General features: G+C 65.8%; 20 protein-coding genes. 5 read left to right on the plus strand and 15 right to left on the minus strand.

The features are described from left to right. Nucleotides 1-20: 20 nt before the first annotated feature. Nucleotides 21-1,550, minus strand: coding sequence for a 23S rRNA (uracil(1939)-C(5))-methyltransferase RlmD (gene rlmD, locus H8F26_RS16420; RefSeq protein WP_197155795.1), 1,530 nt, complete (start codon nucleotides 1,548-1,550; stop codon nucleotides 21-23). Between the two features lie 105 nt (nucleotides 1,551-1,655). Here rlmD and H8F26_RS16425 point away from each other — a divergent pair, with 105 nt between their 5' ends. Further along, nucleotides 1,656-2,150 (plus strand): allophycocyanin subunit alpha-B, encoded by a 495-nt coding sequence (locus H8F26_RS16425; RefSeq protein ID WP_197155797.1) that lies wholly within the window; start codon nucleotides 1,656-1,658, stop codon nucleotides 2,148-2,150. A gap of 1,394 nt (nucleotides 2,151-3,544) precedes the next feature. Here H8F26_RS16425 and H8F26_RS16430 read toward each other — a convergent pair. The 7 genes from H8F26_RS16430 to H8F26_RS16460 form a co-directional block, all read right to left on the minus strand. Continuing rightward, the gene (locus H8F26_RS16430; RefSeq protein WP_197155799.1) at nucleotides 3,545-4,822 is read right to left on the minus strand and encodes a molecular chaperone DnaJ; all 1,278 of its coding nucleotides are present in this window, start codon (nucleotides 4,820-4,822) and stop codon (nucleotides 3,545-3,547) included. Nucleotides 4,823-4,850: 28 nt separating this feature from the next. Further along, entirely contained in the window at nucleotides 4,851-6,527 is a 1,677-nt protein-coding gene (locus tag H8F26_RS16435; RefSeq protein WP_197155801.1) for a DUF3370 family protein, read from the minus strand. Between the two features lie 394 nt (nucleotides 6,528-6,921). After that, nucleotides 6,922-7,725 carry a sigma-70 family RNA polymerase sigma factor gene (locus H8F26_RS16440; protein WP_197155803.1) on the minus strand — a complete coding sequence of 268 codons (804 nt, stop codon included), beginning with the start codon at nucleotides 7,723-7,725 and terminating at the stop codon, nucleotides 6,922-6,924. Nucleotides 7,726-7,955: 230 nt separating this feature from the next. Continuing rightward, the gene (locus tag H8F26_RS16445; RefSeq protein WP_322758733.1) at nucleotides 7,956-8,867 is read right to left on the minus strand and encodes an ATP adenylyltransferase; all 912 of its coding nucleotides are present in this window, start codon (nucleotides 8,865-8,867) and stop codon (nucleotides 7,956-7,958) included. Then, complete coding sequence (locus H8F26_RS16450) at nucleotides 8,857-9,786, minus strand: SpoIID/LytB domain-containing protein (protein ID WP_197155804.1); 930 nt, start codon at nucleotides 9,784-9,786, stop codon at nucleotides 8,857-8,859. Before H8F26_RS16450 ends, H8F26_RS16445 begins: the two co-directional genes overlap by 11 nt. A 95-nt stretch (nucleotides 9,787-9,881) precedes the next feature. Next, nucleotides 9,882-10,799 (minus strand): PhzF family phenazine biosynthesis protein, encoded by a 918-nt coding sequence (locus H8F26_RS16455; RefSeq protein ID WP_197155806.1) that lies wholly within the window; start codon nucleotides 10,797-10,799, stop codon nucleotides 9,882-9,884. A 28-nt stretch (nucleotides 10,800-10,827) separates the two neighbouring features. After that, on the minus strand, nucleotides 10,828-11,739 hold the full coding sequence (locus tag H8F26_RS16460; RefSeq protein ID WP_197155808.1) for an NAD(P)H-dependent glycerol-3-phosphate dehydrogenase: 912 nt from the start codon (nucleotides 11,737-11,739) through the stop codon (nucleotides 10,828-10,830). A gap of 70 nt (nucleotides 11,740-11,809) precedes the next feature. Between H8F26_RS16460 and H8F26_RS16465 the strand changes: the two genes are divergently transcribed. Then, nucleotides 11,810-12,577 (plus strand): SDR family NAD(P)-dependent oxidoreductase, encoded by a 768-nt coding sequence (locus H8F26_RS16465; protein WP_197155810.1) that lies wholly within the window; start codon nucleotides 11,810-11,812, stop codon nucleotides 12,575-12,577. A 9-nt stretch (nucleotides 12,578-12,586) separates the two neighbouring features. Here the strand turns inward: H8F26_RS16465 and H8F26_RS16470 are convergent, their stop codons facing one another. Then, nucleotides 12,587-12,985 (minus strand): DUF2237 family protein, encoded by a 399-nt coding sequence (locus H8F26_RS16470; protein ID WP_231597912.1) that lies wholly within the window; start codon nucleotides 12,983-12,985, stop codon nucleotides 12,587-12,589. 117 nt (nucleotides 12,986-13,102) lie between these two features. Here H8F26_RS16470 and H8F26_RS16475 point away from each other — a divergent pair, with 117 nt between their 5' ends. Continuing rightward, nucleotides 13,103-13,333, plus strand: coding sequence for a hypothetical protein (locus H8F26_RS16475; RefSeq protein ID WP_197159286.1), 231 nt, complete (start codon nucleotides 13,103-13,105; stop codon nucleotides 13,331-13,333). A 66-nt stretch (nucleotides 13,334-13,399) separates the two neighbouring features. Here H8F26_RS16475 and H8F26_RS16480 read toward each other — a convergent pair whose 3' ends face one another. The 3 genes from H8F26_RS16480 to H8F26_RS16490 form a co-directional block, all read right to left on the minus strand. Then, on the minus strand, nucleotides 13,400-13,672 hold the full coding sequence (locus tag H8F26_RS16480) for a DUF4090 family protein (RefSeq protein WP_197155811.1): 273 nt from the start codon (nucleotides 13,670-13,672) through the stop codon (nucleotides 13,400-13,402). 77 nt (nucleotides 13,673-13,749) lie between these two features. Beyond that, a complete protein-coding gene (metH, locus tag H8F26_RS16485; RefSeq protein WP_197155813.1) occupies nucleotides 13,750-17,592 on the minus strand; it encodes a methionine synthase in 3,843 nt (1,280 codons plus the stop codon). A gap of 19 nt (nucleotides 17,593-17,611) precedes the next feature. Further along, the gene (locus tag H8F26_RS16490; protein WP_197155815.1) at nucleotides 17,612-18,529 is read right to left on the minus strand and encodes a branched-chain amino acid transaminase; all 918 of its coding nucleotides are present in this window, start codon (nucleotides 18,527-18,529) and stop codon (nucleotides 17,612-17,614) included. Between the two features lie 73 nt (nucleotides 18,530-18,602). Between H8F26_RS16490 and cobN the strand changes: the two genes are divergently transcribed. Next, complete coding sequence (cobN, locus tag H8F26_RS16495) at nucleotides 18,603-22,442, plus strand: cobaltochelatase subunit CobN (RefSeq protein ID WP_197159287.1); 3,840 nt, start codon at nucleotides 18,603-18,605, stop codon at nucleotides 22,440-22,442. A gap of 28 nt (nucleotides 22,443-22,470) precedes the next feature. On the opposite strand, the gene H8F26_RS16500 is transcribed toward cobN, so the two are convergent. The 3 genes from H8F26_RS16500 to hemJ form a co-directional block, all read right to left on the minus strand. Continuing rightward, nucleotides 22,471-23,001 (minus strand): hypothetical protein, encoded by a 531-nt coding sequence (locus tag H8F26_RS16500; RefSeq protein ID WP_197155817.1) that lies wholly within the window; start codon nucleotides 22,999-23,001, stop codon nucleotides 22,471-22,473. A 28-nt stretch (nucleotides 23,002-23,029) separates the two neighbouring features. Continuing rightward, nucleotides 23,030-23,707: a PHP domain-containing protein gene (locus H8F26_RS16505; RefSeq protein ID WP_197155819.1), complete on the minus strand. Its 678-nt coding sequence runs from the start codon at nucleotides 23,705-23,707 to the stop codon at nucleotides 23,030-23,032. 78 nt (nucleotides 23,708-23,785) lie between these two features. Beyond that, nucleotides 23,786-24,385, minus strand: coding sequence for a protoporphyrinogen oxidase HemJ (hemJ, locus tag H8F26_RS16510; protein WP_197155821.1), 600 nt, complete (start codon nucleotides 24,383-24,385; stop codon nucleotides 23,786-23,788). Between the two features lie 182 nt (nucleotides 24,386-24,567). Between hemJ and H8F26_RS16515 the strand changes: the two genes are divergently transcribed. After that, nucleotides 24,568-25,740: a DUF6398 domain-containing protein gene (locus tag H8F26_RS16515; protein WP_197155823.1), complete on the plus strand. Its 1,173-nt coding sequence runs from the start codon at nucleotides 24,568-24,570 to the stop codon at nucleotides 25,738-25,740. Nucleotides 25,741-25,856: the final 116 nt, after the last annotated feature.

Consider the following 25,856-nt stretch of genomic DNA (forward strand, 5'->3'; position numbering starts at 1 on the left):
CCGCCTGGGCATCGCTGAGCTCAGGCGCAGCGCTCCAGCACCACCAGGGTTTCCACGTGGCTGGTGTTGGGGAAAAAATCGAGGGGTTGCACGCTCAGCAGCCGGAACCGTGCAGCTTCCGGCTCGGCCAAGGCTTCTGCCCCGGTCCCAGCGTCAGCATTGGCCTCAGCGTCGGCACTGGCCTCAGCGCCGACGGATGGATCCGTTTGAGGAGCCTGCCTGGTGCCGCAGAGGCGACCGAGATCCCGGGCCAGGGTGCCTGGGTCGCAGCTGAGATAGAGCAGCAGCGGTGGGGGGGAGTTCAGGATGGCCTCCAGCACCGGCGGCTCCAGGCCCTTGCGGGGCGGATCGAGCAACAGGGCGCCAGCGCCGGGTAGCGAATGGGCCAGAGCCTCGGCCACATCCGAGTTGCTGAAGCGTGCCAAGGCGCTCAGACCATTGGATTCAGCATTGCGGCGGGCCAGTTGGACCGAAGCCAGGTGTGCCTCGATGCCCTCGACCCGATAGCCGGCGGCCGCGATCGGAAGAGTGTAGGTGCCGATGCCGCAGTAGGCATCGATCACGGAGCGGCTCGTGCCAGCGGCTTTCAGTGCAGCCAGAAGCAGGGGCACGACCCGCTCGGCCTGCACCGTGTTCACCTGAAAGAAGGTGTCGGCGGCAATGCGATAGCGCAGGCCGGCAAAGCGTTCCTCCAGCCAGTCCCGCCCGCAGAGCGTGCGGGTCTCATGGCCCATCAGCTTGTTGTTGGGCTCCGGCTGGAGATTGAGCGACACCCCCACCACCTCGGGCCAGCGATCCATCCAGCTGCTGGCCAGCGCATCGAGGCCCGGCAGGTTGTCGTTGCTGGCGATCAGGGTGATCAGCACATCGCCGGTGTGGTGGCCCACCCGCAGAGCCAGATGGCGAAGACCACCACCGCTGCGGCCATGGCGATCCACCGGCCAGGCGGCTTCCTCCAGATCCTCCTTCAACGGTTCGATCAGCCGATCCAGCCGGGCGTCCAGCACCGGGCAGTGGTTCATGTTGACGATCTGATGGGAGCCGCGTCGGTAGAACCCGGCCCGCAGCCGCAGCTCGTCAGTGAGCTCCAACGGAATCACGGCGCGGTTGCGGTAGCCGAGCGGAGACTCCGCTGCCAGCAAGGGCAGGGGCGGCAGGTCCGTTCCGCCGAGGCGCCGCAGCACCTCGCCCACCATCCCCTGCTTCCAGGACACCTGGGCGGCATCGCTGCAATGCTGCAGGCTGCAGCCGCCACAATTGTCCGAAAGGATGCAGGGGGGCTGGCGCCGGTCGGGGGACGGGCGTTCGATCCCCTTGAGTTCCGCCACCAGGTGGCGCCGGGCCTGGTGCACCACCCGCACGCGGACAAGCTCGCCGGGCAGGGCGTCGGCCACGAAGACCACCTGATCCCCCACACGGCCCACGCCCTGGCCATCGCGACCCAGATCGGCGATCTCCACCGAGAGCAGAGACCCCACTGCCACGCGGGCCCGGGTCTGATGGTCCCTGGATTTCGACACGGGCGGGAGGCAGACACTGGCCTTGATCATCGGCCCCTGGGCAGACCAGGTTGCAAAGGGGCGTAACACGTTCGGCTCAGGAGGCGAATCGGAGACGAGATCTCGATAAAGTGGTGCGTGCACGTGGCAGCAGAAATGAGCGTCGTTCGGGATCTGATCCTCCAGGCCGATGATCAGCTTCGTTATCCCACCGGCGGCGAGCTGCGCTCGATGGTGGACTTCCTCACCGGAGGCGGCCAGCGGCTGTCGATCGTGAAGGTGCTCACGGACAACGAGAAAAAAATCATCGATGAGGCAGCCAAACAGCTGTTCTCCCGCAAGCCCGATTACGTGGCCCCGGGTGGCAACGCCTATGGCCAGAAGCAGCGTGCCCAGTGCCTGAGGGATTACAGCTGGTACCTCAGGCTGGTCACCTATGGCGTTCTGGCTGGCAGCACCGAGCAGATCCAGAAGATCGGCCTGGAGGGTGCCCGCGAGATGTACAACAGCCTCGGTGTTCCCATGCCCGGTATGGTCGAAGCCATGCGCACCCTCCGGGAAGCCGCCCTATCGCTGCTGAGCACTGAGCAAGCGGCTACGGCTGGTCCCTATTTTGACTTTCTGATTCAGGGCATGCAGACCACCACCTGAAGCACCTGACGGACACACATCTTCCGCCGCGTCTCCTACAGGCGCGGCTTTTTCATGCTCTCTCGATCGGGTGACTGGTCAAGGGGCTTCCCAGGATGAGCACGTCAGGAAGCATCGGCAGGTGATTCGCCAGGAGCACCAGCGTCTCAGCTATCCCGACCAAGTCGCCATATTGGTCTGAACAAGAGACACAGCCTGGATGTGTGAGCAGGCTCTGCCGTACAGCCGTCAACGACCGACATCGAGGCAACGTTCCCGATCCGAGCAAGCCGGCAGAACTGGATGCCGCACGTTCGGCATCCGCACGTTTGGCATCCGCACGTTTGACATCCGGACCCGACGCACGAGTCTCATTAGGGACCATAGACAAGACCCATAGGCGTCTCATTCGGGATAGACAGGAAGAGAATGGCCTGATTTCGACCTGGCCCCGCAGGGGTGCCGGAGACCCCCTGCGGGCGCACACGACAACAAGGTCCTGGGGAGGCGAAATCCGAACCGATCACCAGTCCGCCATCACCCGCTCTCCGAATGCGTACCTGCTTCAAAAGCAGGTACGCAGACTCCCAGAGCACAGTTCCTGACTTGGCTTTCAAGCAGTCAATCAAGACTTGGACAGTCTGTTCACACCCCACTGGACACAGTGGGCGGCGCGTGGGCACGGGCACGCCATCCAGACGGACCCGGAGGTCATCTCCCAGACAATGGTGGCTCCAGCAGGGTCTTCAAGCCCCAAGCACCAAGTATCAGCCCGAAGCACAGCCCTGCATCCAGAGCGGCTCGCCTCACCTCTGCATCCCAAGACAGACAAATATGGCAGCTGGATTCCACGATTTTTCTGAATGTCGTGATCAGAATCAGATGAAGAAGCCAATGGAGTTCGCATAAGAATCGATCCAACCCTGCGGAGTCACGATCCAGCTGCAAAGGACCGAGCAAAGGTCAAGCGAACCACTCAGCCATTCCGAGGAAGAACGAAAACCCATCCCTTCGCAGTAGTCCCACGAGGCCCATTCAAGACTTTGAATCAGTCCTGGTATGGGACCCAGTTGAGAAGGTCTAGGCGCATGGTCCCCGACTGAGTCCCATGGCTGGTCTCGTCCAGCTTCTCAGGCGAGATGCATGGACAATGCCCGCAACCCCCCTCCCCTGAACACCGGCCGATGGTCAACACATCCGGCCCTGAAGGCCCGCCGGGCTCACGAGATCGCATTTCAACCTCTCGCTATCGACACGACATTGGACACACATCGGGACAGCCTCAAGACGAACGAGAACCCATGGTCCACGCAACAGGTCCCTGCAGCGGGTCGCTGCAATCGGTCATCCAGCAGACTGTGCGATCAGCGCTGACGCGAGGTCTTGGCTTGATCCACTCAGCCAGAGCAGCGTTCTCAGCTGGATCCGCGGTAGAGCTCCTTGAGCATGTGATAGGCCTCATTGAGACGTCGCATCACATCCACGGAGCCGCCTGAATCGGGATGATGGAGCACAGCCATCTCGCGGTAAGACTCCCGGATCTGGCGGAGGCTGAGCTGATGACCCGGTGCTGTTGGCAATTGCAGCAGCTTGAGGGCGCCATGGAGGGTCATCGTGTGCTCCAGGGTGAGGAATGAAGTCCCGGGGCGGCGCCTGCGAAACCGATGCACAAAACGTCGAATCAACGTCGGAAGGCGTAGCTCCAGGGTGGCGGCACTGAAAGGGTCTTCCAGCAGCCCCGCCATCACCATCACCCGCTCAAAACTGGCAGGACCCGCCTCCCAGCTGGGGACAAAGCACCGTACCAATGCACTGGCCAGGGACCAGGTGAACGCCCGTCCCTCGCTCTGGTCGGCGTGCGGCCAGATGTCCTGAGCCAACCAGACCATGGCGGCTTCGAGCACGGCCTCATTGGGTTCGCTGCCGTAAAGATCACTCCAGTGCTGGGCAGCTGCCGTGAGGGCCCGCTGAATGGATGCCGCCGGCACCGTCGGCAGGGAATCATCCGTCTGGATCGAGCCAGGCCGGACCCGCAGACTACGCCGCAGGCGATCGGAGCGGCGCTGAACGAAGCCCGGCAGATCGATACCGCCAGGGCTGCCCCCACTGGACGGTGGAGGAACCTCCGACGGGGCACGGGGCGATGCGATCGGATCTCCAGTGGCTCGCAGAGCCACCTGCCTGCGGGGCACCAGCACCAGGGAGCCGCGCTCGTCGAGGGCGGTGCTGAACTCCTCGTCCTCCGGATCCTCAGGCGCATCCTCTTCTGCAACCAGGTCCTGCGCAGAGTGCCTGCTCCCATCCAGGATCTCTGGCTCCGGTGTCGGCATTCCTGGGGCAGGAAGCGGCGAGCCAAGCCCAGCCGTGGTCCAGTCGCTCGCCTCATCAGCGGCGCTCCCCAGGTCCTCTGGCGGAGACTGCATCGTCTCGGTGGCAGTCACGTCCGACCCCACGGTGTCTCTGGGGACTGCCTCCGGGGAGACAGTCCTCACTGGCCAACTCCCGCTGGAGAGTTCCACGACCTCCAGCGTCTCTTCCGGAAGGTCATCCTCGAAGAGACCCTGCAGCAGCCGCACCAGGATGTCGCCCCGGCTGCGTAGACCCCATTCCCCCCGCAGACTGTCGATCTGGGCGACCAGTTCAACCGGCAGTTCCAGACTGATCCTGCGCCGCTCTCTCTGGGCCGAGTCCACTACTGGTTCCACCGACGATGTGATTCGCTCAGCGGCCCACAAGGCCGCGCATGATGTCTTGCTGAGCCTCCACAGCGTCCCGGTAGCGCTCAATCAACGACTGACTGACCCTGACCGGTGGAAGGACCACGGGGACCTGTGTGGCAGCGGCTGCCGACCGTGACGGACTGACGGAATGGTTGATCGGGGGAAGGGGCGGGGTCGGCGGCTCCCAGCGATGAGGTCCGGGAGTCACGAGCGGGCGGGGCTGAGCCACAGCTGGTCGAGGCACCTGAGGACCGGCTGGTTGGACCGCCGGCGCAGGAACCAGGGCGGGGCCATTGTTGGCGACCGCAGGCGGAACAGCAGGTGGCGGAGCATTCGGACGGGTCACCGATGAACGAGCCAGCTCCAGTTGTCGCTCCCGCTCCTGCACAAGGGCCAACTGGGAGCTGGGCACAACGCTGAGAAGGTGGCCAGGGGTCGCATCGGCTGGGTAAACCAAGCTCACCCGCACGGTATTGACCACCCCAGGCTGCAATTGCAGGGAGGTGAGCGAGAGGCTCTGACCAGAACGCATGCCGACGTGCATTTCCTGCAGACCTTCGGGAGTCGTGACCTGCAGAGAGCCTCGGAAAGCGGTGAAATGTCGGCCACCACTGGGAGACGGATGGCTCATCACCAGCTCATACGGTCCATTGCCGGTGAGCTGTAGATCGACGTCGAAGCGAACGCCATAGGTGCCCACATTGTCAAGCGACGAATCGATCATGCGGGTCGCCAAGGCATTCACCTGCACGTCGCTGGTCCCGAAGTGATGGCGGAATGTGCTGGTCAACGGCACGTGAAGAGGTCCCTGGCTGCCTAGGTCATGACGAATGCTGGCCTTGTAGGCATCGCCAAGGGCCACGCCCCCCACCCGGGAAAAAATCTGGCGGTTCTGGATGTCGGCGATGCGACTGAGATAGACCCGACCCGGAGCCAGACGCCCCTGATCGAGCACCGCCAGGATGTCTCGATCACTGGTGGGGTCCTTCGCCGCCACCACAGCCACCTGGAAGGGACCATCGCTGTGACCTCGCAGCAGGGCATTGGCAATCCCAAGGGCCGGAAGGGCCGTGTTGAACAGCACGACCCGGCTGCGAGCAGGAATGGTGATCTCATCGGTGAGATTTCGATCCAGGCGACCCCGCAGCATCTGAACCGCCGTGGCATCTCCAGGACCCGTGTTCCATGGCCTGGGGCCCAAAGGCTTCACTCCCATCAGATTGTTGGCCAGATAAGGCGCTTCGAAACTGTTGCGGACCGCACCGTTCTTGAAGCGGATGTGAACGGGCCGCACACCGGGATTGATCAGGATCGCCGCCAGGGTGAGCTGGGCGCGGCGATCCTGCGGAGAAATGCTCTTGCGGTTGGGGGGGAAATACTTGTGATGCAGGTGCAGGCCGAAGTCTCCGTTGAAGGTGAATTCAGAATTGCGGAGGGCTTGGCCCGTCTCCGCAGCGATTGAGCTGCCGGGAGTGGTGGTGATCAAGATGCCGGGCCCCTCCACCTCCTCCGGCTGGTTGGAGTGGAGCACGGGCACGTTGTTGAAGGTGCCGTTGAGTGGGCGTGCCTGCTGACCAGCCATCAACGCCACATAGGCCGAAGCAGCCGGAGCCTGCAGGACCAGCGCCGAACCAAGCAGGACAGCCGAAACGGCTGGCAGGACTGAAACCAGCTGCATAGAACCAGCGGGACCGACCTCTTTCAAACTGTGTCTTGCGACTGGCAACGGCACATGATCTGTGATTTTCTTCGCAGTTGGGGGCGAGGCTTCCTGCTGAACCCAGAATGGGGCCACTCTGCCTGGGGAAGGCAAGCGTAAGGGGAGGGCCCAGCGGAGCATCTCAACGATCTCTGGTAGACGAGGATGGGAGTGGGCAAGTCTCAGAGGCGCTGAGTCGCAGGCTAGAACCAGACGGATCCACAGAATTTTCTCATGTTTCCGCCCTTCCCCTGCTGTGCCTCCGAGGAGGACAGCCGCACCAGTCGGCGGCGTTACCAGGAACGCAAGCTGCGCATGCTGTCTTTCTGGCGCGATGGAATCGAGCGGCAGCTGGCGGCAGTGACAGCCGCGATCAACACCCTGGAAGCACAGATGCGCCGAGACCAGCCGCTGGACCCTCAGGATTGAGCCTCAGTTGCCCCCACTGGCTGCGCAACTGATCCAGCGCTCCAAGAAACCAGCGGCGGGCCGTCATCGGACTCACCTGCAGCTGCCGGGCGACGCGGCGATAGCTCCAGCCTCCCAGAACGACCTGGCGTACCAGAGTGGCCAGAGCCGGGTCGAGGTTGGCCAGCAGCCGCTCCACCGATGTCGGGCTGCTCCCGTTGAAGCCAGTCAGGTCATCGTGACCGCCTGAGACTTCCTCCCGGCTGGCATCCGGCAGGGCAGTGGGTTCGGTTCCGACCAGACCCTCCAGCGAAGCGGCACGCTTGAGTTGCTCCCCCTGGCGCAGCACATGCCACTGCTCGGGGCTGAGGCCCAGAGCCCGCCGCAGCTCCTCGGAGCCGGGGGTGCGCCCCTGCTGGCATTCGATCTCCCGTCCCAGCACCCGCAACCGATCGAGCATCTCCACCTGGCGACGGGGCAGCCTCACGCAACCGACGGAATCGCGCAGGTAGTGGAGGATGGCGCCCCGCACATGGGGCCGGGCAAAGGCCTCAAAAGGCACAGCGCGGTCCTGGTTGTAGAGCTCGGCGGCGCGCAGCAGCCCCAGCATCCCGACCTGCAGGAGGTCATCCAGGGGCTCACGGCAGCAGCGGGAATAGTGCAGGGCCAGGGGCCGCACAATCTGGCGGTACTGGAGCACGCGTGCATTCCGGCGCTGCTCGGCGGTGGATCGAGCGGCGGCTGGTGCTGGCAGACAACGGCGAGACATCGAATCGGAGGCGAATGGCCATCGGAGAGCACCGGTGGGGGTCTCCTCGGTTCACTCAGCCGCAGCCGGGCGTCGTCCTCAACCGCGATTCCACGGAATCAGCCGGCCGGAGGGGCAAGATTCCGTGAATCCACGGCCTTCGAGCCCAGCCTTCCAGTCGCCAGCTGCACCGTGACTGCGGGAGGAGCCTGTTCAAGAGGGTCCGGTCGGCAGTGATCAGCCCGCAGGGATCAGTCGGGGGCGGTCAGTCCCTCGATCTGGGACTCAAGCAGGAGCTCGGGCGATGCCGCCACCTCTTGCAGCAATCGAAAGGGGCCCTCTGTCTCAATCCAGTCCAGACGTGAGGATGGACAACACAGCAGGCAGCCGGCGAAGCCGAGCGCATTGACGCTGAAACCGGCCGCATGTTCCCGCACCCGCCGCACGGTCAGGAACCAGTCGTCATCGAAGAGCAGGTTGTAGGGGTGACGGGGCTGACGATCGGATTCCGGGCTGCCCAGGCCGAGGGAACGGCAGTGCTCCTGGTAAAGGCTGGGCAGGTCGGAGCAGCCGAGTGGATCGTGGCGGCGGCTGAGCCTGTAGGCCCAGGGCCAGGCAGGAGCCAGCCCATCGAGCTGGCAGCGCAGCCTCGGAGCCAACGGGCAGCTCGGTTCGCCGGGGTGGCGCGGCAACAGCTGCAGATGCCGATGCGGCTGGCTGGCCCCGGCTTCGGCACAGCTGTTGAAGAACCAGAGCCCGCCGGTATCGCTGGCTACGTGGGCCACGCTGGCCCAGTCGTTCTCCTGCAGCCAACCGGCCTGAGCTTGCCACTGGCTGGTGATCAGCAGCAGATGGCCCCGCTGCACGGGGAATTTGTTGAGCAGCACCACATGGCTTTCGCCCAGCAGCTCCACCTGCAGCAGCGGTTCCCAGGGCAGGAATGGGTTCGGCTTGGGCCCGCCCGCCCGCAGATGCTTGGGGGTGCTGGAAAGCAGTCGACGCAACACGAAGGGGGCGCTGCTCGGATGGGGCACCCGCTCCGTACGCAGTGGCACCAGGGCACCGGCGGCCAAGGCCCGCTCAGAGACGGCCAGGGCACGACGCCAGAGCCGAGCGGCGCGCTGGCCGGGACGCGTGCCCCGCATCAGGGAGTTACCCGGCACCGGCCTTGAGGCGGGCCAGGGAGGCACCCTGGTAGTAGCGGCCGAGGATCTGGTTGTACCGAAGACCCTGCTCAGCCAGATCCTGGGCACCGTGCTGGCTCATGCTGGCGCCGAGATGGCCATGGGCCTCCGAACTGATCTGCTGGGTGGAGGCGTAGAGGCTTTCGACGATCCCGCCCTGGTAGCTGAGGATCAGGCCGGCGGTGGAGGCAGCTGCCTGTCGGGTTCGCTCGCTGACGCTGGCCAGTCCGCGATACGCCTGCCAGCGGGTGGTGTTGCCCAGGTGCCAATGGCGGCTGGCCGGCCGGGCCATGTGAGCCAGGGCATAGGAACGGGCCGCCACGGCCTGGGCCCGCAGGGCCTCCATGTTCCAGCTGCTGGGCATTTCCGCCCCCACCACCGAGGCCACGTAGTCCTCGAGCGAAAGATGGTTGACAAGCTCCACGCCACTGCCGTTGAGCAGGAGCCTCAAGCGGCCTGCATAGGCCTGGCCATCAACCAGCAGCACGCCGGAACTTGTCTGTAACCAGGCTTCCGCCAGGCCGGATGGCAGAGCCCCCAGGGCCACAGCATCGCCAGCGGAACCCTGCTGCAGCAGGCGGCCGTCGCGGCTGAGCAGCTGCCAGGGGCCGCTGGCCCCCAGTCGGGGCTGGCCGGCAGCCCCCAGTAAGGCCACGCGGATCTCCAGGGCCACCGGTGCACCAGCCCCAGGCTCCACCAGATCGAGGCGCTGGGACGCCGCACTGGCGGCCCGCTCGGCCTGGAGGCCGCTCAGCTGGTCCTGGGTCGGCGCCATCCGCTCCTCACCGCCAGCTGCGGTGCCGGCCGCGCTGCGGGAGGCCGTCGTGGTGGTGGTGGGGCTGGCCACCAGGGCTGCGAGCAGGCGATCGTCGTCGGCCGTGCCGCGGCTGCTGGCCATGAGGCCCTGGGCCGCAAAACCGACGGCGAGAGCTCCCGCCGCCAGGGGGCCGGTCAGCAGCAGACGCCGGCTGAACGGAGGCAGCCAGGGCAGGTTCAGGCAGCGGCCCAGAGTGCTGCCCAGCGCTCGGCACCGCTGCCATCGGGTTCTGCCTGCAAGCTGCCGTTCCACAACAGATGGCCCGTACCGGTCAAGCGGATCATGCCTGAAGATGCCGCCTCACAGAGCATGCCGCCTGGCCGGCTGGAACACTGCCAGCCCACCACCGGCCGGTTGAGGCGCTCGATCCAGTAGGGGGCCACCAGGGCATGGGCGGATCCGGTGACCGGGTCCTCATCGATGCCGAGCCCCGGGGCGAAGAAGCGCAGGCGGTAGTCGGCGGGGCGGCCACCGACCAGCTCGCTAGAAGCAACGTCAGCGCCCTCCGCATGGCTGGTCTGGGCGCACTGCTGCATCAGCACAAGCCCTGCCCGCGCCTCCCCCTGCAGCTCCGCTGCCAGACCATCGAGCTGGCCCAGCTGGGCCGCCGGCGGCAACAGAGCGACGCAGTACCCCAGCGCAGAATGCCAGTACTGCTCCACGCCTGAGCCGAGTCGACGATGCAGCAGCGCCGCCAGCGGATCCGGCAGTTCTGCCGGCTGCAGCGGTGCGCTCGGGAGCTCGATCCGTCCACGGCCCGGATCGTCTTCGGCCAGCTGCACGACCAGGGGGCCACTGCGGCTGAGCAGGGCAGTGGACGCGCCAGGTTCCAACAGGCCCCAGGCCCCCAGCGCCAGCAGCGCAGCCAGGGTGGCGTGGCCGCAGAGCGGCACCTCACAGCTGGGGGTGAACCAGCGCAGGGCCCAGCCTCCGCCAGGCGCTGGCAGCAGAAAGGCCGTTTCCGACTGGCGCAGGCTGGTGGCCACCCCCTGCAGCCAGGCGTCGCTGGCGGGTCGCTCCAGCCGCACAACGGCGGCACCGTTGCCGGCCAGGGGCCGTTCGGCGAAGGCCTCGATCAGCAGGGCTGGGAGCATCACGCAGGCGCGAATGAAGGTGGGCAGATCACTCTGACGTGAGCTGCCGTTCCATCAGATCCGCCACGGCCCGGCGGGGTGTCGTGCGGCCCTCAAGCACCTGCACCACCTGATCGCAGATGGGCAGATGCCAACCGTTCTGTTGGGCCAACCGCAGCACGGCCCTGGCGGTGGCACGGCCCTCCACCGTGGCCCCGATCCGGGCGATGGCGGCGGTTTCGTCCAGCCCCTCCGCCAGCAGAACGCCGCAGCGATAGTTGCGGCTCAGGGAGCTGGTGGCCGTGGCCAGCAGATCCCCCAGGCCCGCCAGGCCATAGGTGGTGGCGGGATCACCCCCCATGCCGCGCACCACCAGGCCGAGTTCCGCCAGCCCCCGGCAGAGCAGCGAGGCGCGGGCATTGGCACCCAGGCCAAGACCGTCGCAGATGCCGGCCGCCAGGGCCATCACGTTCTTGAGGGCCCCGGCGGCTTCGACGCCGATCGGGTCAGCATTGGTGTAGAGGCGCAGGTTGTCGCTGCTGAGCTCCCGTTGCAGATGGCGGGCCAGCGTCGCCTTCTGGGAGGCCAGAACGCTGGCGGCGGGCAGACCCTGCTGCAGCTCCGTGGCCAGGTTGGGACCGCTCAGCACCGCCAGCGCTGCGTTCGCGAGGTGTTGCCGCCAGAGCTGGGTGGCGGTGCAGAGCCGATCCGGATCGAGACCCTTGCTGCAGCTCAACAGGGGCAGATCGTCCGGCCAGGCGGCGCTCAACTGGCTCGCCAGGGGCTCGATGCCGGCCATCGCCACGGCCGCCACCACCAGATCCCGATCGCCCAGCAGCGCCTTGGCATCGCCGCCATCCCGGCGCGACCAGACCACGACGTGATGACCGGCGCGGCGCCATAGATCGGTGAGGGTGGTGCCCCAGGCACCGCGGCCCAGAACGACAAGCCTCAGAGCCATGCGCAAACGGACGAGAAGCCGCGACTGCCGCGGTGGGGCCGTCATCATGCGCCATCCAGGGATCCCTGCCATGCCGAATCCACCGCAGCCCTCCGCGGCCCTGGCCCCGTTGGAGCGCTGGCAGGGGGAAGCGCTGGTGGTGGGAGCCGGCGGCATCGGCATGGCCCTGCTGGAGGCCTTGCAACAGCGTGCTCCGGGGCTGCGGCTGCATGCTGCCGGTCGCCATCGGCCCGATCGCCTGCCGGAGGAGGTGGTCTGGCTGCCTCTGGACCTGAGCGATGACCTCAGCCTGGGCACTTTTGCCGCACGGATCCAAGCCACGGCGCCGACCCTGCGGCTGGTGATCAACACCGCTGGTCTGCTGCACGCCCCTGCTCTCCAACCGGAAAAGCGGCTCAGCCAGGTGAAGCGCCAGGCCCTGGAGCAGAGCTTCGCGGTGAATGCCTTCGGGCCCATCCTGCTGGCGCAAGCCGTGGAGCCCTGCCTGCCGCGATGCGAGCCCTGCCAGTTCGCCAGCCTGTCGGCCCGGGTGGGCAGCATCGGCGACAACCGGCTCGGCGGCTGGTACGCCTACCGGGGCGCCAAGGCCGCCCAGAACCAGCTGCTGCGCACCCTGGCCCTGGAGTGGCAACGACGGCTGCCCCTGGCCTGCGTCAGCCTGCTGCACCCCGGCACCACGGCCACCGCCTTCTCAGCCCCCTTTCGCGGCTCGGTGCCAGCCGAGCAGTTGTTCACACCCCGGCGGGCCGCTGATCACCTCCTGGATGTGATCAGTGGCCTGGGGCCGGAGCAGAGCGGCAACTTCTGGGCATGGGACGGGGCGGCGATTCCCTGGTGAGCAGGCGGCTCAGACGGCATGCTCGCGCAGCACCTCCAGCGGGATGATCTCAAGGGTGGAGCGTTCGCAGGCCGCCAGCCGTACGGGCGGCGCCATACCGTCGTCGTAGGCCTCCAGCCAGCGGGCTGCGCAGACGCACCAGGCATCTCCCGGCTTGAGGCCGGGAAACTGGAACTCCGGAACGGGCGTGGTGAGGTCGTTGCCCTGGGCACGGGCATAGGTGAGGAACGCCTCACTGACCACGCAACAGACGGTGTGGCGGCCCAGATCGGTGGGATCGGTGCGGCAGTAGCCGTCGCGATGCCACCCGGTCAACGGGGCACAGCCGCACAGCTCCAGGGGTTGGTCGAGCACGTTGCGCGCCTCGGAGGCGGAAACCAGGGGCGAGTCAGGAACGGAGCTGGACACGGCCGTAGGGGGGGCGGTTGTGTCGCAGTCTGACGAAGGACTGGCACAAGCTTTCCCCAGGAGGTTGACGGGATCCGGGGGGTAGGCGTTAAAGGTCGTTGATTGCCACCCCCCTTCATGAGCTGGGATTTCACCGAAGACGCGGCCTTCATGGCCCTGTGCGACGCCTACAAGGAGAGCGGTGAACCCTCCGCCATGGAGTTCCTGGCCCACGGCGAAGGAGCGTTTCACTTTCAGGAACTGACTCAGAACGCTGCCGGTGAGGGGGTTGATCTGAGTGACTCGACCGAGCTCGAGGAGTTCCAGCAGGAGGTGATCGACACGCTCGAGGCCATGTGTGCCGACTGAGCTGACCCGATCGCGTCCCTGACCGCCAGGGCCAGGGATCCGAGGCTGGAGCCCCAGGAGCGGCGCTCAGGAATAGAAGAAGGCAATCTCCTTGTCCTTGAGGCCGTCCCAGCCGGCAGCCTTGAGACGGGCATCCAGAGAGGCCTGATCGAAGTGCTTGGAGCCGGTCTTGACGATGCGGTTTCGCATCGACTTCTTGACGCCGCTGCGGGAACGCTGGCTTTCGAGCTCCATCACCTCGTTGTAGAGCTCCACCATCTCGACGGGAATGGGGGTGCCATCGAGATCAAGCCCGGAGGCAATGGCGGCATCAACACCACCGGGTCCGGCAATGGCCATGGATCGCAAACAGAGAGGCGGCAAAAGCCTGCCATGACCCTGGGGCAGCAGGCACGGCCAAGGGCAGACGGCCGAGATCAGGCGCTGAAGTAGCGGGCCTTGCTGTGCAGTGCCACCAGGGCTGTGGTGCTCTGCTCAGGATCCAGCTGATCACTCTCATCCATGGACAGACCAATGCGCTCGGCACCGAGCCATGCCAGCTGGGGACGGGAATCGGCCACATTGGGACAGGCCGGATAGCCGAAGGAATAGCGGCTGCCTCGGTAGCGCTGCGCCAGCACATCCCGAAGGGCCGCGGGTTCCTCGGCGGCGAAGCCGAGCTCCTTTCGGATGCGGGCATGGACCCACTCCGCCAGGGCCTCGGCCATCTGCACGGCAAGGCCATGGAAATAGAGGTAATCCGTGTATTGATCCGCTTGGAACAGCTGCTGCGCAAACGTGGTGGCCCCCTCCCCCATGGTCACCGCCTGCATCGGCATCATGTCGGCAGGCCTGGGCTCTCCATCGGCACCGATCACCAGATCGCGGTAGAAATCGGCGATGCAGTAGCGGTTGCCAGCCCGCTGACGCGGCAGTTCAAAACGGCCCAGTTCGCGGCCCGCCTGGCTGGGGCTATCCGATTCAGCCAGACCCGTGGGATCAAAGATCACCACGGCATTGCCGCTGCGGCCGCAGGGGAAATAGCCATACGCCACCCGCGGGGTCAGCAGGCTTTCGTTGATGCACCGTTGCTTCCAGTGCTGCAGCACGGGCTCAGCCTTCTCGACCAGCATGGCTTCGTAGTCGGCACGTGATTGCTGCTGGGTTTTGCGCAATTGCCACTGGCCAGCGAACAGGGCCTGACGATCGAGGTAGGCAAACACCTCCTCTAGATCGATGTCGTTTTCGTTGAGGACTCTGCTGCCCCAGAACGGTGGGGTCAGGGCCGGCTCCTCGGGCACCATCTCAGAACGATGGTCGTTGGGGCCAGGGGAGATGGAGCCGGCAGGCTGAACAGCACCGGAGTGAAGCTGGGACGCAATGTCCGCAGATGTCTCAGACGAAGATGTCTGACTTGAAGACGTTTCAGCGGGAGTGGTGGCACCATCCTCAGGGCCCGCGTCACCCTCGGCACTGGCCAGACCAAGCCCTTCGGGAACGCCCGCCAGGAAACCCTTCTGATCATCCCAGGTGCCGGCTGATTTCGCATCCATCAAGGCATCCATGAAGCGCAGATCGGCAAACGCATCGCGGCCATAGACCACCAGGCCGCGATAGGCGGCGCGGCAGTCACCGTTGACGAAGCGCGGCGTCAGTGCAGCACCACCGAGAATCACAGGCACACCGATGCCGGCCTGATTGAAGGCCTCAAGGTTGTCCTTCATGAAGGCCGTGGATTTGACCAGCAGACCACTCATGGCAATGCAATCGGCATTGTGTTTCTGCTGGGCCTCAATGATGGCATCACAACTCTGTTTGATGCCGAGATTGATCACCTCATAGCCATTGTTGGTAAGAATGATATCCACCAGATTCTTGCCGATATCGTGGACGTCGCCCTTCACGGTGGCAATCAGAAACTTGCCCTTGCTGCTGCTCTCCCCCTCCTGCTTCTCCATGTGGGGCTCGAGATAGGCCACCGCCGACTTCATGGTTTCAGCACTCTGCAGCACAAAGGGCAACTGCATCTGGCCGGAACCGAACAGTTCGCCCACCACCTTCATGCCATCCAGCAGGAAAGTGTTGATGATCTGCAGCGGCGGATAACTGGCCAGGGCTTCATCGAGGCTTGGCTCCAGGCCGATCCGTTCCCCATCAATGATGTGCTGTTTCAGCCGCTCTTCCACAGGAAGATCGGTCAGCGATGGCCCCGAAGCCCGCGCCTCACGGGCGCTCACCCCTTCGAACAGGGTGGTCAACACCGTGAGCGGGTCGTAGTTGCAGACCGCTCCAGCTTTTGCCGCCTCCGTCGCTTTGTGAATGCCAGCTTCGCTGGCATTCACAAAGCGACGGCGATCGTGAATCAGATCGCGGCAGACCTGCTGGTGCTCCTCACTGATCTTCACCAGCGGCAGAATCTTGGCCGGGCTGACTATCGCGGCATCCATGCCGGCCGCGCAGCAGTCGTGCAAGAACACGGAGTTCAACACGATACGGGCAGCTGGTGACAGTCCAAAACTCACATTGCTGACGCCCAGCACCACGTGCACGCCCGGCAACTGCGTGCGGATCCGGCGGATCGATTCGATCGTGGCGGCAGCATTGAGCCGATCCTCCTCGATGCCGGTGGAGATCGGCAGGGCCAGGGGGTCGTAAAAGAGTTCATGGGCAGGGATGCCGAACTCCAGGGCATCGCGGTAAGCACGTTGTGCAATGGCGAACTTGCGCTCCGCCGTGCGTGCCATGCCCTCTTCATCGATGGTGCCGACCACCACACCAGCGCCGTAGGCCTTGGCCAGCTCCAGCACCTTGAAGAAACGCTCGTCGCCGTCTTCGTAATTGGTCGAGTTGAGGATGCACTTGCCACCGGCCACCTTGAGGCCGGCCTCCATCTTCTGCCACTCGGTGGAATCGAGCATCAACGGCAGATTGACATTGGTCACCAACCGGCTCACCAGCTGGTGCATGTCGCGTTCACCATCGCGGCCCACGTAATCGACGTTGACGTCAAGCACGTGGGCGTTCTCCTTCACCTGGTTGCGGGCCACGGCCACCAGACCGTCCCAGTCTTCCGCCGCCAGCAGTTCGCGCACCTTTTTGCTGCCACTGGCATTGAGCCGCTCGCCGATGATCAGGAAGGAGTTGTCCTGGTGATACGGCGTGGTGCCATAGATCGAGGCAGCAGCGGGCTCGTAGCGCAACAACGGCCGCGGGCCGCTGTGGGTGGCATCGCCATCGGCAGCCTGGGGTGCATCGGAGCGACGCACCTCGCGGGGGGCTGGGCTGAGCTCGGCCGCCAGCTCCACCAGGGCGCCGATGTGGGCGGGGGTGGTGCCACAGCAGCCTCCGATCACCTGGACGCCGAGATCTTCGACGAAGTGCAGCAGCTGCAGCTTCATCTCCAGCGGCGTCAGCCGGTAATGGGCCACCCCGCCGATGTTCTCGGGCAGGCCGGCATTGGGGATGCAGCTCACCACAAAGGGACTGTTGGCGCTGAGGTAGCGGATGTGCTCCTTCATCTGCTCCGGGCCAGTGGCGCAGTTGAGGCCGAGCACATCAATCGAAAAGGGCTCCAGGATCGCCACCACGGCGGCTATGTCCGAACCCACCAGCATCGTGCCGGTGGTCTCCATGGTCACGCTGACCATCAGAGGCCTTCGCTCACCTGTGGCCTTGAATGCCGCCTCCAGGCCCTGCAAGGCCGCTTTGATCTGGAGAACGTCCTGGCAGGTCTCGACGATGAACAGATCCACATCTCCCGCCAGAAGGCCCTCGGCCTGCTCCTGGAAGGAGGCCCGCATCGTCTCGAAGGCAACGTGGCCCAGGGTGGGCAACTTGGTGGTGGGACCCATCGAACCCGCCACGAAGCGCGGTTTGTCGGGGGTGCTGTAGGCATCGGCCATCTCACGGGCCAACGCGGCGGCCCGTTTGTTCAGGGCGAAGGCCTGATCGGCGATGTCGTATTCAGCCAACACCAGGGACGTGGCACCGAAGGTGTCGGTCTCGATCACATCGGCGCCAACTTCAAGGAACTGGCGGTGCACCGCCTGCACGGCATCGGGCCTGGACATCACCAGAACCTCGTTGCAACCCTCCAGGGCAGCCCCACCGAAATCCTCGGCCGTCAGATTCATCTGCTGCAGCGAGGTGCCGGTGGCGCCGTCGAACACCAACACCGGACGATGGGGGCCATGAAGGCGCTCCAGAAATCCAGTGCGCTGCTGACGGGGCCCTGCGTTGGCAGAACCTTCGGTCGGAGAGGAGGGGGCAGTGATGACCATCTGCGGGTGTTCCTGTCGCTCAGGCCTCGAGGCGAATGCGCGTCACCCAATGGTCATAGGCGGGATCCCGGCCCTCCGTGATCAGGGTGAGGCGTTCGCGCAGCCGTTCCATGATCGGTCTCTGCACGGGAAGGTCGGTGGTTTCCACCCGCCGAACCGGTGTGACCCGCGCTGCGGTTCCACTGAGAAACACTTCATCGGCCACAAAGAGCTCGGTCTTGTCGACCGGTCGCTCCAGGGTGGGGATGCCCATGTCGCGGGCCAGTTCCAGCACACTAGCCCGGGTGATGCCCTCAAGTATATCCTGATCCACGCCGGGTGTGATCAGCACACCATCGCGCACGATGAAGAGATTCATACCGCTGGCTTCGCTCATCTTGCCGCGGCTGTTGAGCAGCAGAGCTTCATCAAAGCCACTGCGCACTGCCTCTGTTTTCGCCAGGGAACTGGTGATGTAGGCGCCGGAGATCTTGCCGCGCAGCGGCAGGGAGCGATCTTCCTGGCGGGTCCAGGAGCTGATGCGGCAGCTCACCCCTTCGGGAGACAGATAGTCGCCCAGCTCAATGCCGTAGATCAGAAAGTCGGTCTGGATGTCGTGCAGGCGCGGGGCGATGCCCAGATCGCTGGTGTAGACGAATGGCCGCAGATAAACCGGACAGGTGGGTTTGTTCGCCTGCAGAAACGCGTGGATGGCTGCGTGGATCGTTTCCTCGCTCAGTTCCGTGAGCAGCAGCCGCGCGCTCTGACTGAGGCGGCGCGCATGGCGATCGGCACGAAACAGCAGAATCTCACTGGAATCGCTTGGATTGGGGATCGCCCGCATCCCCCCGAACGCGCCGGTGCCGTAATGGAGCGCGTGGGTGGCCACCGACAGGGTCGCCTCTGCAAATGGCACGCACTGACCGCCGAACCAGGCATAGGGGAGGAACTGATGCATCGGACCGGCGTTTCTGGAGCGATCTTCTCACTGCCAGGCCCCGACCGTGCCCGCAAGCACCCAGGATGAGGCCATGCATCGATTGGCCACGGTTCCAGGTTCAGCCGAGGAGGCGGCGCAGGGAGCGTTCGTTGAACAGCCAGCGGCGCCGGTGCTGCTGCTCACCAGTGCCGACACCGACATCGTGGCGCTGGAAGCCCTGCTGGTGGCTGAGCCGGATCTGCTCGGCAGTGACCTTCGCGCCCTCAACCTGGCGGCGCTGGTCCATCCGGCCGTGATCGATCACTACGTCGCCAGCACAGTGGCAGCAGCCCGGATGGTGGTGGTGCGCCTGCTGGGGGGGAAGGGTCACTGGAGTTATGGCCTGGAGCGCCTGCAGGACTGGTGGCAGCAGGATCCAGACAGACGAGCGCTGGTGGTGCTGGCCGGCACCGCCGACGAAGACCGTGCCCTGGCGAACCTGGGCAGCGTCCCACCAGCTCTGGCCATCGGCCTGGCCGGCTGCCTGCGGGAAGGCGGGGCGGAGAACCTGCGTCGGATGCTGCGCAGCCTGCGCTGTCTCCTGGAGGGGCGGGAAGTGGTCCCGCCGCAGCCCAGCCCGCTGGCCGATCCCCTGCCCCACGACTGGCAGAACGATCCGGGCCCGCGGGTGGGGCTGCTGCTTTACCGGGCCCTGCACCAGGCCGGCGATCTGGCCCTGGTGGAGGACTGTCTCAAGGCCTTGCGGGGGCAGGGGCTCTGTCCCCGGGCCCTGTGGGTCAGCGGACTGCGGGATGCGGTCGTGCAACGGGGCGTGGCCGACCTCCTGAGCCGCGAACAGGTGCAGGCGGTGCTCTGTGCCACCGCCTTTGCCTCGGTGAGCGTCTCGGAGGCAGGGCTGGGGGCGCCGCTGTGGGAGGCCCTGAATGTGCCGGTGCTGCAGCTGCTCACCAGCGGCCAGCCGCGCGCCACCTGGCAGGCCAGCAGCATTGGCCTCGGGCCCGTGGATCTGTCGCTGCAGGTGGCGTTGCCGGAATTGGATGGCCGGCTCACCACCCGCATCGGCGCCTTCAAGGAAACCGAGCAAGCCAGTGAACGGTTATCCGTGGCCTTGACGCGTTACCGGCCCGACCCGGAGCGGTTGGCCTGGATCGCCCAGCTCACGGCCCACTGGATCCGCCTGCGAACGACTGCGGCCGCGGAGCGGCGCGTGGCACTCGTGCTGGCCAATTACCCCACGCGCAACAGTCGCCTGGCCAACGGTGTCGGGCTGGACACGCCAGCCAGCGCCGCCCTGATGCTGCAGTGGCTGGCGCAGGCCGGCTACGACCTGGCGGATCCCGACCAGGACCTTGCCCTTGGTGCTACCCGTCACGAGCCGGCACTGCCCGCCGATGGCGACGCCCTGATCCAGCGCCTGCTGGCGGGCCGCAGCAACGACCCCGAGAGCGGTCACCGCCCGGCCCTGGAGCACCTTCCCCTGGAGCGCTACCTGCAGTGGTACGCATCCCTGCCGCCGGCAGGCCGGGAGCGGCTGGAAGCCGTCTGGGGCCCGCCGGAGCGGGATGGCGGCCTGGAGGCGGCCGGCTTTCCGATCCGTGGATTGCGCTTCGGGCGGGTGGTGCTGCTGATCCAGCCGGAACGGGGCTATGACCGCGATCCCAGCCTCAGTTATCACAGCCCCGATCTGCCGCCCACCCATGCCTACCTGGCCCAGTACCTGTGGCTGCGGCAGAGCTTTGCAGCCCAGGTGGTGGTGCATGTGGGCAAGCACGGCAATCTCGAATGGCTGCCGGGAAAGGGCCTGGGCCTCTCGTCCGACTGCTATCCGGAATGGGCCCTGGGGCCGATGCCGCACCTCTACCCCTTCATCGTCAATGACCCGGGCGAGGGGTCCCAGGCCAAACGCAGGGCCCAGGCGGTGATCCTCGATCACCTCACCCCACCGCTGGGGCGGGCCGGGCTCCATGGCGAACTGCAGGAACTGGAGGCACTGCTCGACGAATACTGGGAGGCCTGCCAACTGGGCAGCGAACGCGCCATCTCCCTGCGTAAGCGGCTGGCCGAACGTCTGGAGGGACTGGAATTTCCCCTGGAGCCCGGCAGTTGCCAGGAAGAGGAAGAATCGGCTGCCATCCGGACTCTGGAGGAGCGCCTTGAGGCAGCCGATGGCTATCTCTGCGAGCTGAAGGAGGCTCAGATCCGCCTGGGGCTGCACACCTACGGCACCCTGCCGTCGGCCGGCAAATTGACCGAACTGCTGCTTTGCCTGGCCCGCGCACCGCAGGACCGCCAACCGGGTTTCACGCAGGCGCTGGCCCGGGACCTCAACCTCGACCTCGACCCCTGGAGCGATCCGGAGGAGGCGCGCCTGAGCGAGCTCGACCGGCAACGTCTGCAGGCGCTGCAGGCTCAGCAGTGCTCGGTACCCCTGCGCCACGTGGGCGATGGTGTGGTGTTGCTGGAGCAGGCCGCTCTGGCGCTGCTCCAGCCGCTGCTGAAGGACCCTGAAGACAGCGATTCCGGGGTCACAGCTGCAGCCCAGCCGCCGGTGTGGGGCGCCAGCACGGCAGCCGCCCTGGACAGGGTCCAGACCGTTCTGCTGCCACGGCTGCTGGCCTGTGGCGATGCCGAACAGCAGGCCTTTCTGCGGGGACTGGCCGGCGAGCGCATCGCCGCCGGGCCTTCCGGTGCCCCCACCCGCGGCCGCCCCGATCTCTTGCCCACGGGTCGCAACTTCTATTCGGTCGATCTGCGGGGCCTGCCTACCGAAGCGGCCTGGGATCTGGGACGCCGCAGTGCCGCTCTGCTGCTGGAGTTGCACCTCCAGGAAGAGGGCGACGACCTGCGCTGCCTGGCCCTGTCGGTGTGGGGTACGGCGACGATGCGGAACGGTGGCGAAGACATCGCCCAGGCCCTGGCCCTGCTGGGGGTGCAACCGGTCTGGGACGGTCCGACCCGGCGGATGGTGGATCTCGAGCTGATTCCCCTGAGCGTGCTGCAGCGTCCACGGGTGGATGTGACCCTGCGGATCTCGGGACTGTTCCGCGATGCCTTTCCCCAACTGGTGGGCTGGTTCAACCGGGCCACGGCCATGGTGGCGGCGCTGGATGAAGCCGAGGAGTCCAATCCCCTGGCGGCGGCGGCCCGCCGCGAGGGCCACAGCGGCCGTGTCTATGGATCGGCGCCAGGGGCCTACGGCGCCGGTCTGCAGGGCCTGATCGACAGCGGCCAATGGGAGGAGCGCCGCGATCTGGGCGAGGCCTTCCTCAACTGGAGTCAGTGGCGATATGACGGAGACGCCGGTCTGGGCAGCTCAGCCGGCTCGACGGCTCTGGCCCCCGGAGCAATTGATGCCCGCATCGATCGCAGCGGTCTGGAGGAGAGGCTGCGCCACGTTGAGGTGGTGTTGCACAACCAGGACAACCGCGAGCACGACCTGCTCGACTCGGATGATTACTACCAGTTCCAGGGAGGCCTCAGCGCCGCCGCCGAAGCGATCAGGGGCTCAGCTCCGGCCCTATGGTTCGGCGACCACTCCCGCAGCCAGCGGCCACGCCTGCATCGGCTGGAGCGTGAATTCGACAAGGTGCTCCGCAGCCGCGTGCTCAACCCCCGCTGGATCGATGCCATGCAAGAGCACGGCTACAAGGGGGGATTCGAGATGGCGGCCAGTCTGGATTACCTGTTCGCCTACGACGCCAGCACCGGCCGCGTACCCGACTGGAGCTACGGAGCTCTCTGTGACCGCTGGCTGGGGGACGCAACCGTGCGCCAGTTCCTGCAGGGCGCCAACCCCTGGGCCCTGCGAGATATGGCCGAACGACTGCTGGAGGCCCACCACCGCGGACTCTGGGAGAGCGCAAACCAGAAGCAGCTGGACCAGCTACGCCAGCTGCTTCTGGACAGTGAGGCCATGATCGAAGCCCGTTAGGGCCTGATCAAGCGCCCCAGCCTGCCGCTCAGGCGTTGAGATCCTTGACCATGGACTTGAACGGATCGATCGATCCGGGCTTGCCCTGCTGACGGGTGATCGCCGGTTGGTCGTTGGCGTCGGTGTCGTTCTGCTTCCTGGCGGCAGCGGCCCCACCCGGGACGTTCACGCCGGTCACGGCCGAGCTCTTGAGCCGCTGCTCCAGCTCAGCGGCGGACATCTGCTTGGCAAAGGTCTTCTTGACCGGCTTGGGCACACCGCCGGTGAGATTCATCTCAGCGCTGGCGGAAGCCATGCCGGGGAGTCCTTCCGAGGCCCGTTCCAGACGCGCCTCCATCGAGGCCACCTCCTGCACCATCTCCTTGTTGCCGGGGTTATCAGCCGTACCCGGGAAGGTATGGCGAATCGTGTTGGAGCGCCGCATGAAGTTCACATCCCCCATGCTGGTGGAGGCGTCTGGCTCCAGGAAGAACGCTTCGGCTTCCTTCTTGGGTTTGGAGGCCGGCTTCGAGGCCGCCGCAGCGTTACGGGAACCGAGCAGACGATCGAAGAGGCCCATCGGCGTTGAAGAAAGGCGTCAACTGAGCCTAGCGGCCCCGCAGCTCCAACCCATGGGTATCGGTACCACAACTCTGCAAAAGGCCACGTTCAGCCAGAGCGCCGGCGATTGCTTCGCACACCAGCGGTGTCGGCGCCCAGCGACCCTGCATGGCGTAGTCGTACCAGGCTTCGGCCCCGTCAAATCCCTGGGTGGCGGCGGCCGTCAGCAGGCGCTGGTGACTCAGCCGGTAGCGGGCCGGATGGGCCAGCAAGGCCAGGCCTCCAGCGGAGCGGATGGCCGCCACCACGGCCTCGGAGCGAAGCGCCGGTCCCACCACCGCCTCGCCGCGCAGGTAGATCGCCAGGGCGGGATGGTCAGGGGTGAAGCCCAGGGCCAGCACATGCACCAGACAACCCTCCAGTAGGCAGCTGATCTCGACGCCACTCCAGAGGGTGGGAACGGTCAACCCTTCAGACGCCAGTTCATTCAGGGCCGCCTGCACCTGCGGATAGGCCGCCATGGCGTGGTGATCCGTCACCGCGAAATGGTCCAGACCGATCGCAGCGGCCTGGCGGGCCAGCTCGCGGGGATGCAGGCTGCCGTCGCTGCAGGTGGTGTGGCAATGGAAGTTGAGCCGACCTGGACAGCTGTCTGCCGAGACTGTTCGGAGCACCCTGGCCAGAGGGTGGTTGGCGGCCTCGTCACGCAGCTGGGGGAAAGACATCTCCATCAGCAGCGAGGCCTTGGTTTCGACGGGGCAGGAAGAACAAAGGGTTCGAGGCCAAGCTGGCAGGGCATACCGTCAGCCCACCAGCGAGTCGGCCGCCGCCAGCCTTTCGGCCCGCAGACGACGCCAGCGGGCATAGAACTGAATCGAGGCGGCCATGAACACCACCAGGGCCACGATGAACCAGGTGGCGGCGCCGGTAGGGAACTGGTTCTTGAACACCACCAGCATCACCACCACAACCAGCAGAAGGGTGGGCAGCTCATTGAGGGCCCGCAGCTGCTTCGGGCTCCAGCCGCAGTTGCCCTGCTGCAACTGGCCCATCAGCCGATAACAGAAGGCGTGGTACGCGAGCAGCGCCGCCACAAAGGCGAGCTTGGCGTGCATCCAACCCTGATGCAGCCAGGCAGGATTGACACTCAGCAGGCCAGCTGCACAGACCACCGCCACCACCATGCCGGGGGTGGTGATGATGTTGGCCAGACGCCGCTCCATCAAGGCGTATTGCTGCTGAAAGGCAGTGCGCAGGCTGGGTTCGAGCTCCTCAGCCTCGCGGTGGTAGATGAACAGACGCACCAGGTAGAAGAGCCCGGCGAACCAGACCACCACACCCACGATGTGGAGGGTCTTGAACCACAGATAGGCCTCGGGCGGCCAGGCGAAGGCCAGGGGCATGCAGCATTGGGTCGCGTGGCCGCAGGCTAGGACCCGACATCCGGGATGATGGGAGGGGTCGCAAGTGCTGCGTGACGCCTCCTCGACACCGCCCCTCCGCCGGTTCTGGGCGAGGCAGGAAAGCAGCGCCAAGGCAGGACAACTCCTACGAAAGATCGGGAGAGCCTCCCGAACAGCTGCGGATGCACAGCTACCTCACGCAGGATGTGACCCCCGAGGCGATGGGGAGCTTTTTTGAGGCTACAGCGGAGCTCTATGAACGGTCTCCCTGGCGGCTGTTCCCGAGCAATGGGCACCTGTTCCAGGTGACGTGCTCCGCCCTGGGGGTGAAGAAATGGACAGGAGCGGTGCTCGGCCAGGGGGGCGAGAGTTATGGGGTGCTGCTGTTCGATTCGCCCGCAGCCTTTGATCGCTACGTGGAGCTTGGCGAGGTGGCCTCACGCAATGCCGTGATGTTTCCGTTGGCGGTACCCCGCCACCGGGCGATCAGCTTCGATCCGAAGCGGGCCCTGCCGCCTTCGCTTCGGCGAGAGATCGAGCAGCATCAGTGGCGCGTGGCGCGGGGTGATGCTTACCCCTCGCCGATGTTGTTTGAGCCGGACATGAGCCTGGCGCCCCCCGCCGAGGCGGACCTGCGCCGCCTCGAGGCTGTGGCACGAGCCCTCGTGCAACTGATCGACGCCGTGCCGGACCTGCCGCAGTACTGGGATGGCGCTGAAGGCCTCCGCAAGCGCTTCCGGGTGTCCGCCCAGGGGCAGGAGGCCTCGATCACGATCTCTCTGGTGATGGAACCGGAAGAGGAACTAGCCGGTGCAGAGGATGATTCCTCTGCCAAGGAGCGGATTCCCAACGCGCTGCGCCAGAAGGTGGCGTCGCTGATGGAGGCGATCGATCCGTTCTGCCGCGATCGACTGGATGGGGAGTATCGCCAGCTCTGCTACGCGGCGGTGGCGGCCATGGCCCGCAAGCGCCCCTCACCCCTGCTGGGCGGCCGGGAGGCTTCCTGGTGTGCCGGTGTGGTGCATGCGATGGGCATGGTGAATTTTCTGTTTGATCGCAGCCAGACCCCGCACTGCAAAGCAACCGAGATCTACGCCTACTTCGGGGTTTCGGACCAGACAGGCCAGTGCTATTCCAAGAAGGTGCGCGACCTCCTGAAGATTGGCCAGCTCGATCCTCAGTGGACCAGGCCCAGCCGGATGGACGGCAATCCCGTCGCCTGGTTGGTGGAGGTCGATGGCTTCCTGCTCGATGCCCGCAGGCTTCCGCTGGAGTTTCAGATAGAGGCCTGCGCTCTTGGCCTGATTCCCTACGTGCCGGCCCTGCGGGCGCAGAGGGGAAACGCAGAGGACTGAAACGAGTCCGGCCCCAGGTGGCTGGCGGCCCCAGGTGCCAGCGTTGGCAACTCCGCCGCATCAGTGTGGCGATGCGTTGGTCAGTCGGGATTAGGCGTCGTCAGCTTGTAGCCACT

Origin of the sequence: Synechococcus sp. CBW1006, assembly GCF_015840525.1 — a bacterium.
Classification (GTDB): domain Bacteria; phylum Cyanobacteriota; class Cyanobacteriia; order PCC-6307; family Cyanobiaceae; genus CBW1002.

What these genes read in the sequence shown, in the direction of transcription:
- rlmD (WP_197155795.1), bottom strand. Translation starts at nt 1,550, where the DNA reads ATGATCAAGGCCAGTGTCTGCCTCCCGCCCGTGTCGAAATCCAGGGAC.
- H8F26_RS16425 (WP_197155797.1), top strand. Translation starts at nt 1,656, where the DNA reads ATGAGCGTCGTTCGGGATCTGATCCTCCAGGCCGATGATCAGCTTCGT.
- H8F26_RS16435 (WP_197155801.1), bottom strand. Translation starts at nt 6,527, where the DNA reads ATGCAGCTGGTTTCAGTCCTGCCAGCCGTTTCGGCTGTCCTGCTTGGT.
- H8F26_RS16440 (WP_197155803.1), bottom strand. Translation starts at nt 7,725, where the DNA reads ATGTCTCGCCGTTGTCTGCCAGCACCAGCCGCCGCTCGATCCACCGCC.
- H8F26_RS16450 (WP_197155804.1), bottom strand. Translation starts at nt 9,786, where the DNA reads ATGGCCAGCAGCCGCGGCACGGCCGACGACGATCGCCTGCTCGCAGCC.
- H8F26_RS16455 (WP_197155806.1), bottom strand. Translation starts at nt 10,799, where the DNA reads ATGCTCCCAGCCCTGCTGATCGAGGCCTTCGCCGAACGGCCCCTGGCC.
- H8F26_RS16460 (WP_197155808.1), bottom strand. Translation starts at nt 11,739, where the DNA reads ATGGCTCTGAGGCTTGTCGTTCTGGGCCGCGGTGCCTGGGGCACCACC.
- H8F26_RS16465 (WP_197155810.1), top strand. Translation starts at nt 11,810, where the DNA reads ATGCCGAATCCACCGCAGCCCTCCGCGGCCCTGGCCCCGTTGGAGCGC.
- H8F26_RS16475 (WP_197159286.1), top strand. Translation starts at nt 13,103, where the DNA reads ATGAGCTGGGATTTCACCGAAGACGCGGCCTTCATGGCCCTGTGCGAC.
- H8F26_RS16480 (WP_197155811.1), bottom strand. Translation starts at nt 13,672, where the DNA reads ATGGCCATTGCCGGACCCGGTGGTGTTGATGCCGCCATTGCCTCCGGG.
- metH (WP_197155813.1), bottom strand. Translation starts at nt 17,592, where the DNA reads ATGGTCATCACTGCCCCCTCCTCTCCGACCGAAGGTTCTGCCAACGCA.
- H8F26_RS16490 (WP_197155815.1), bottom strand. Translation starts at nt 18,529, where the DNA reads ATGCATCAGTTCCTCCCCTATGCCTGGTTCGGCGGTCAGTGCGTGCCA.
- cobN (WP_197159287.1), top strand. Translation starts at nt 18,603, where the DNA reads ATGCATCGATTGGCCACGGTTCCAGGTTCAGCCGAGGAGGCGGCGCAG.
- H8F26_RS16500 (WP_197155817.1), bottom strand. Translation starts at nt 23,001, where the DNA reads ATGGGCCTCTTCGATCGTCTGCTCGGTTCCCGTAACGCTGCGGCGGCC.
- H8F26_RS16505 (WP_197155819.1), bottom strand. Translation starts at nt 23,707, where the DNA reads ATGTCTTTCCCCCAGCTGCGTGACGAGGCCGCCAACCACCCTCTGGCC.
- hemJ (WP_197155821.1), bottom strand. Translation starts at nt 24,385, where the DNA reads ATGCCCCTGGCCTTCGCCTGGCCGCCCGAGGCCTATCTGTGGTTCAAG.
- H8F26_RS16515 (WP_197155823.1), top strand. Translation starts at nt 24,568, where the DNA reads ATGCACAGCTACCTCACGCAGGATGTGACCCCCGAGGCGATGGGGAGC.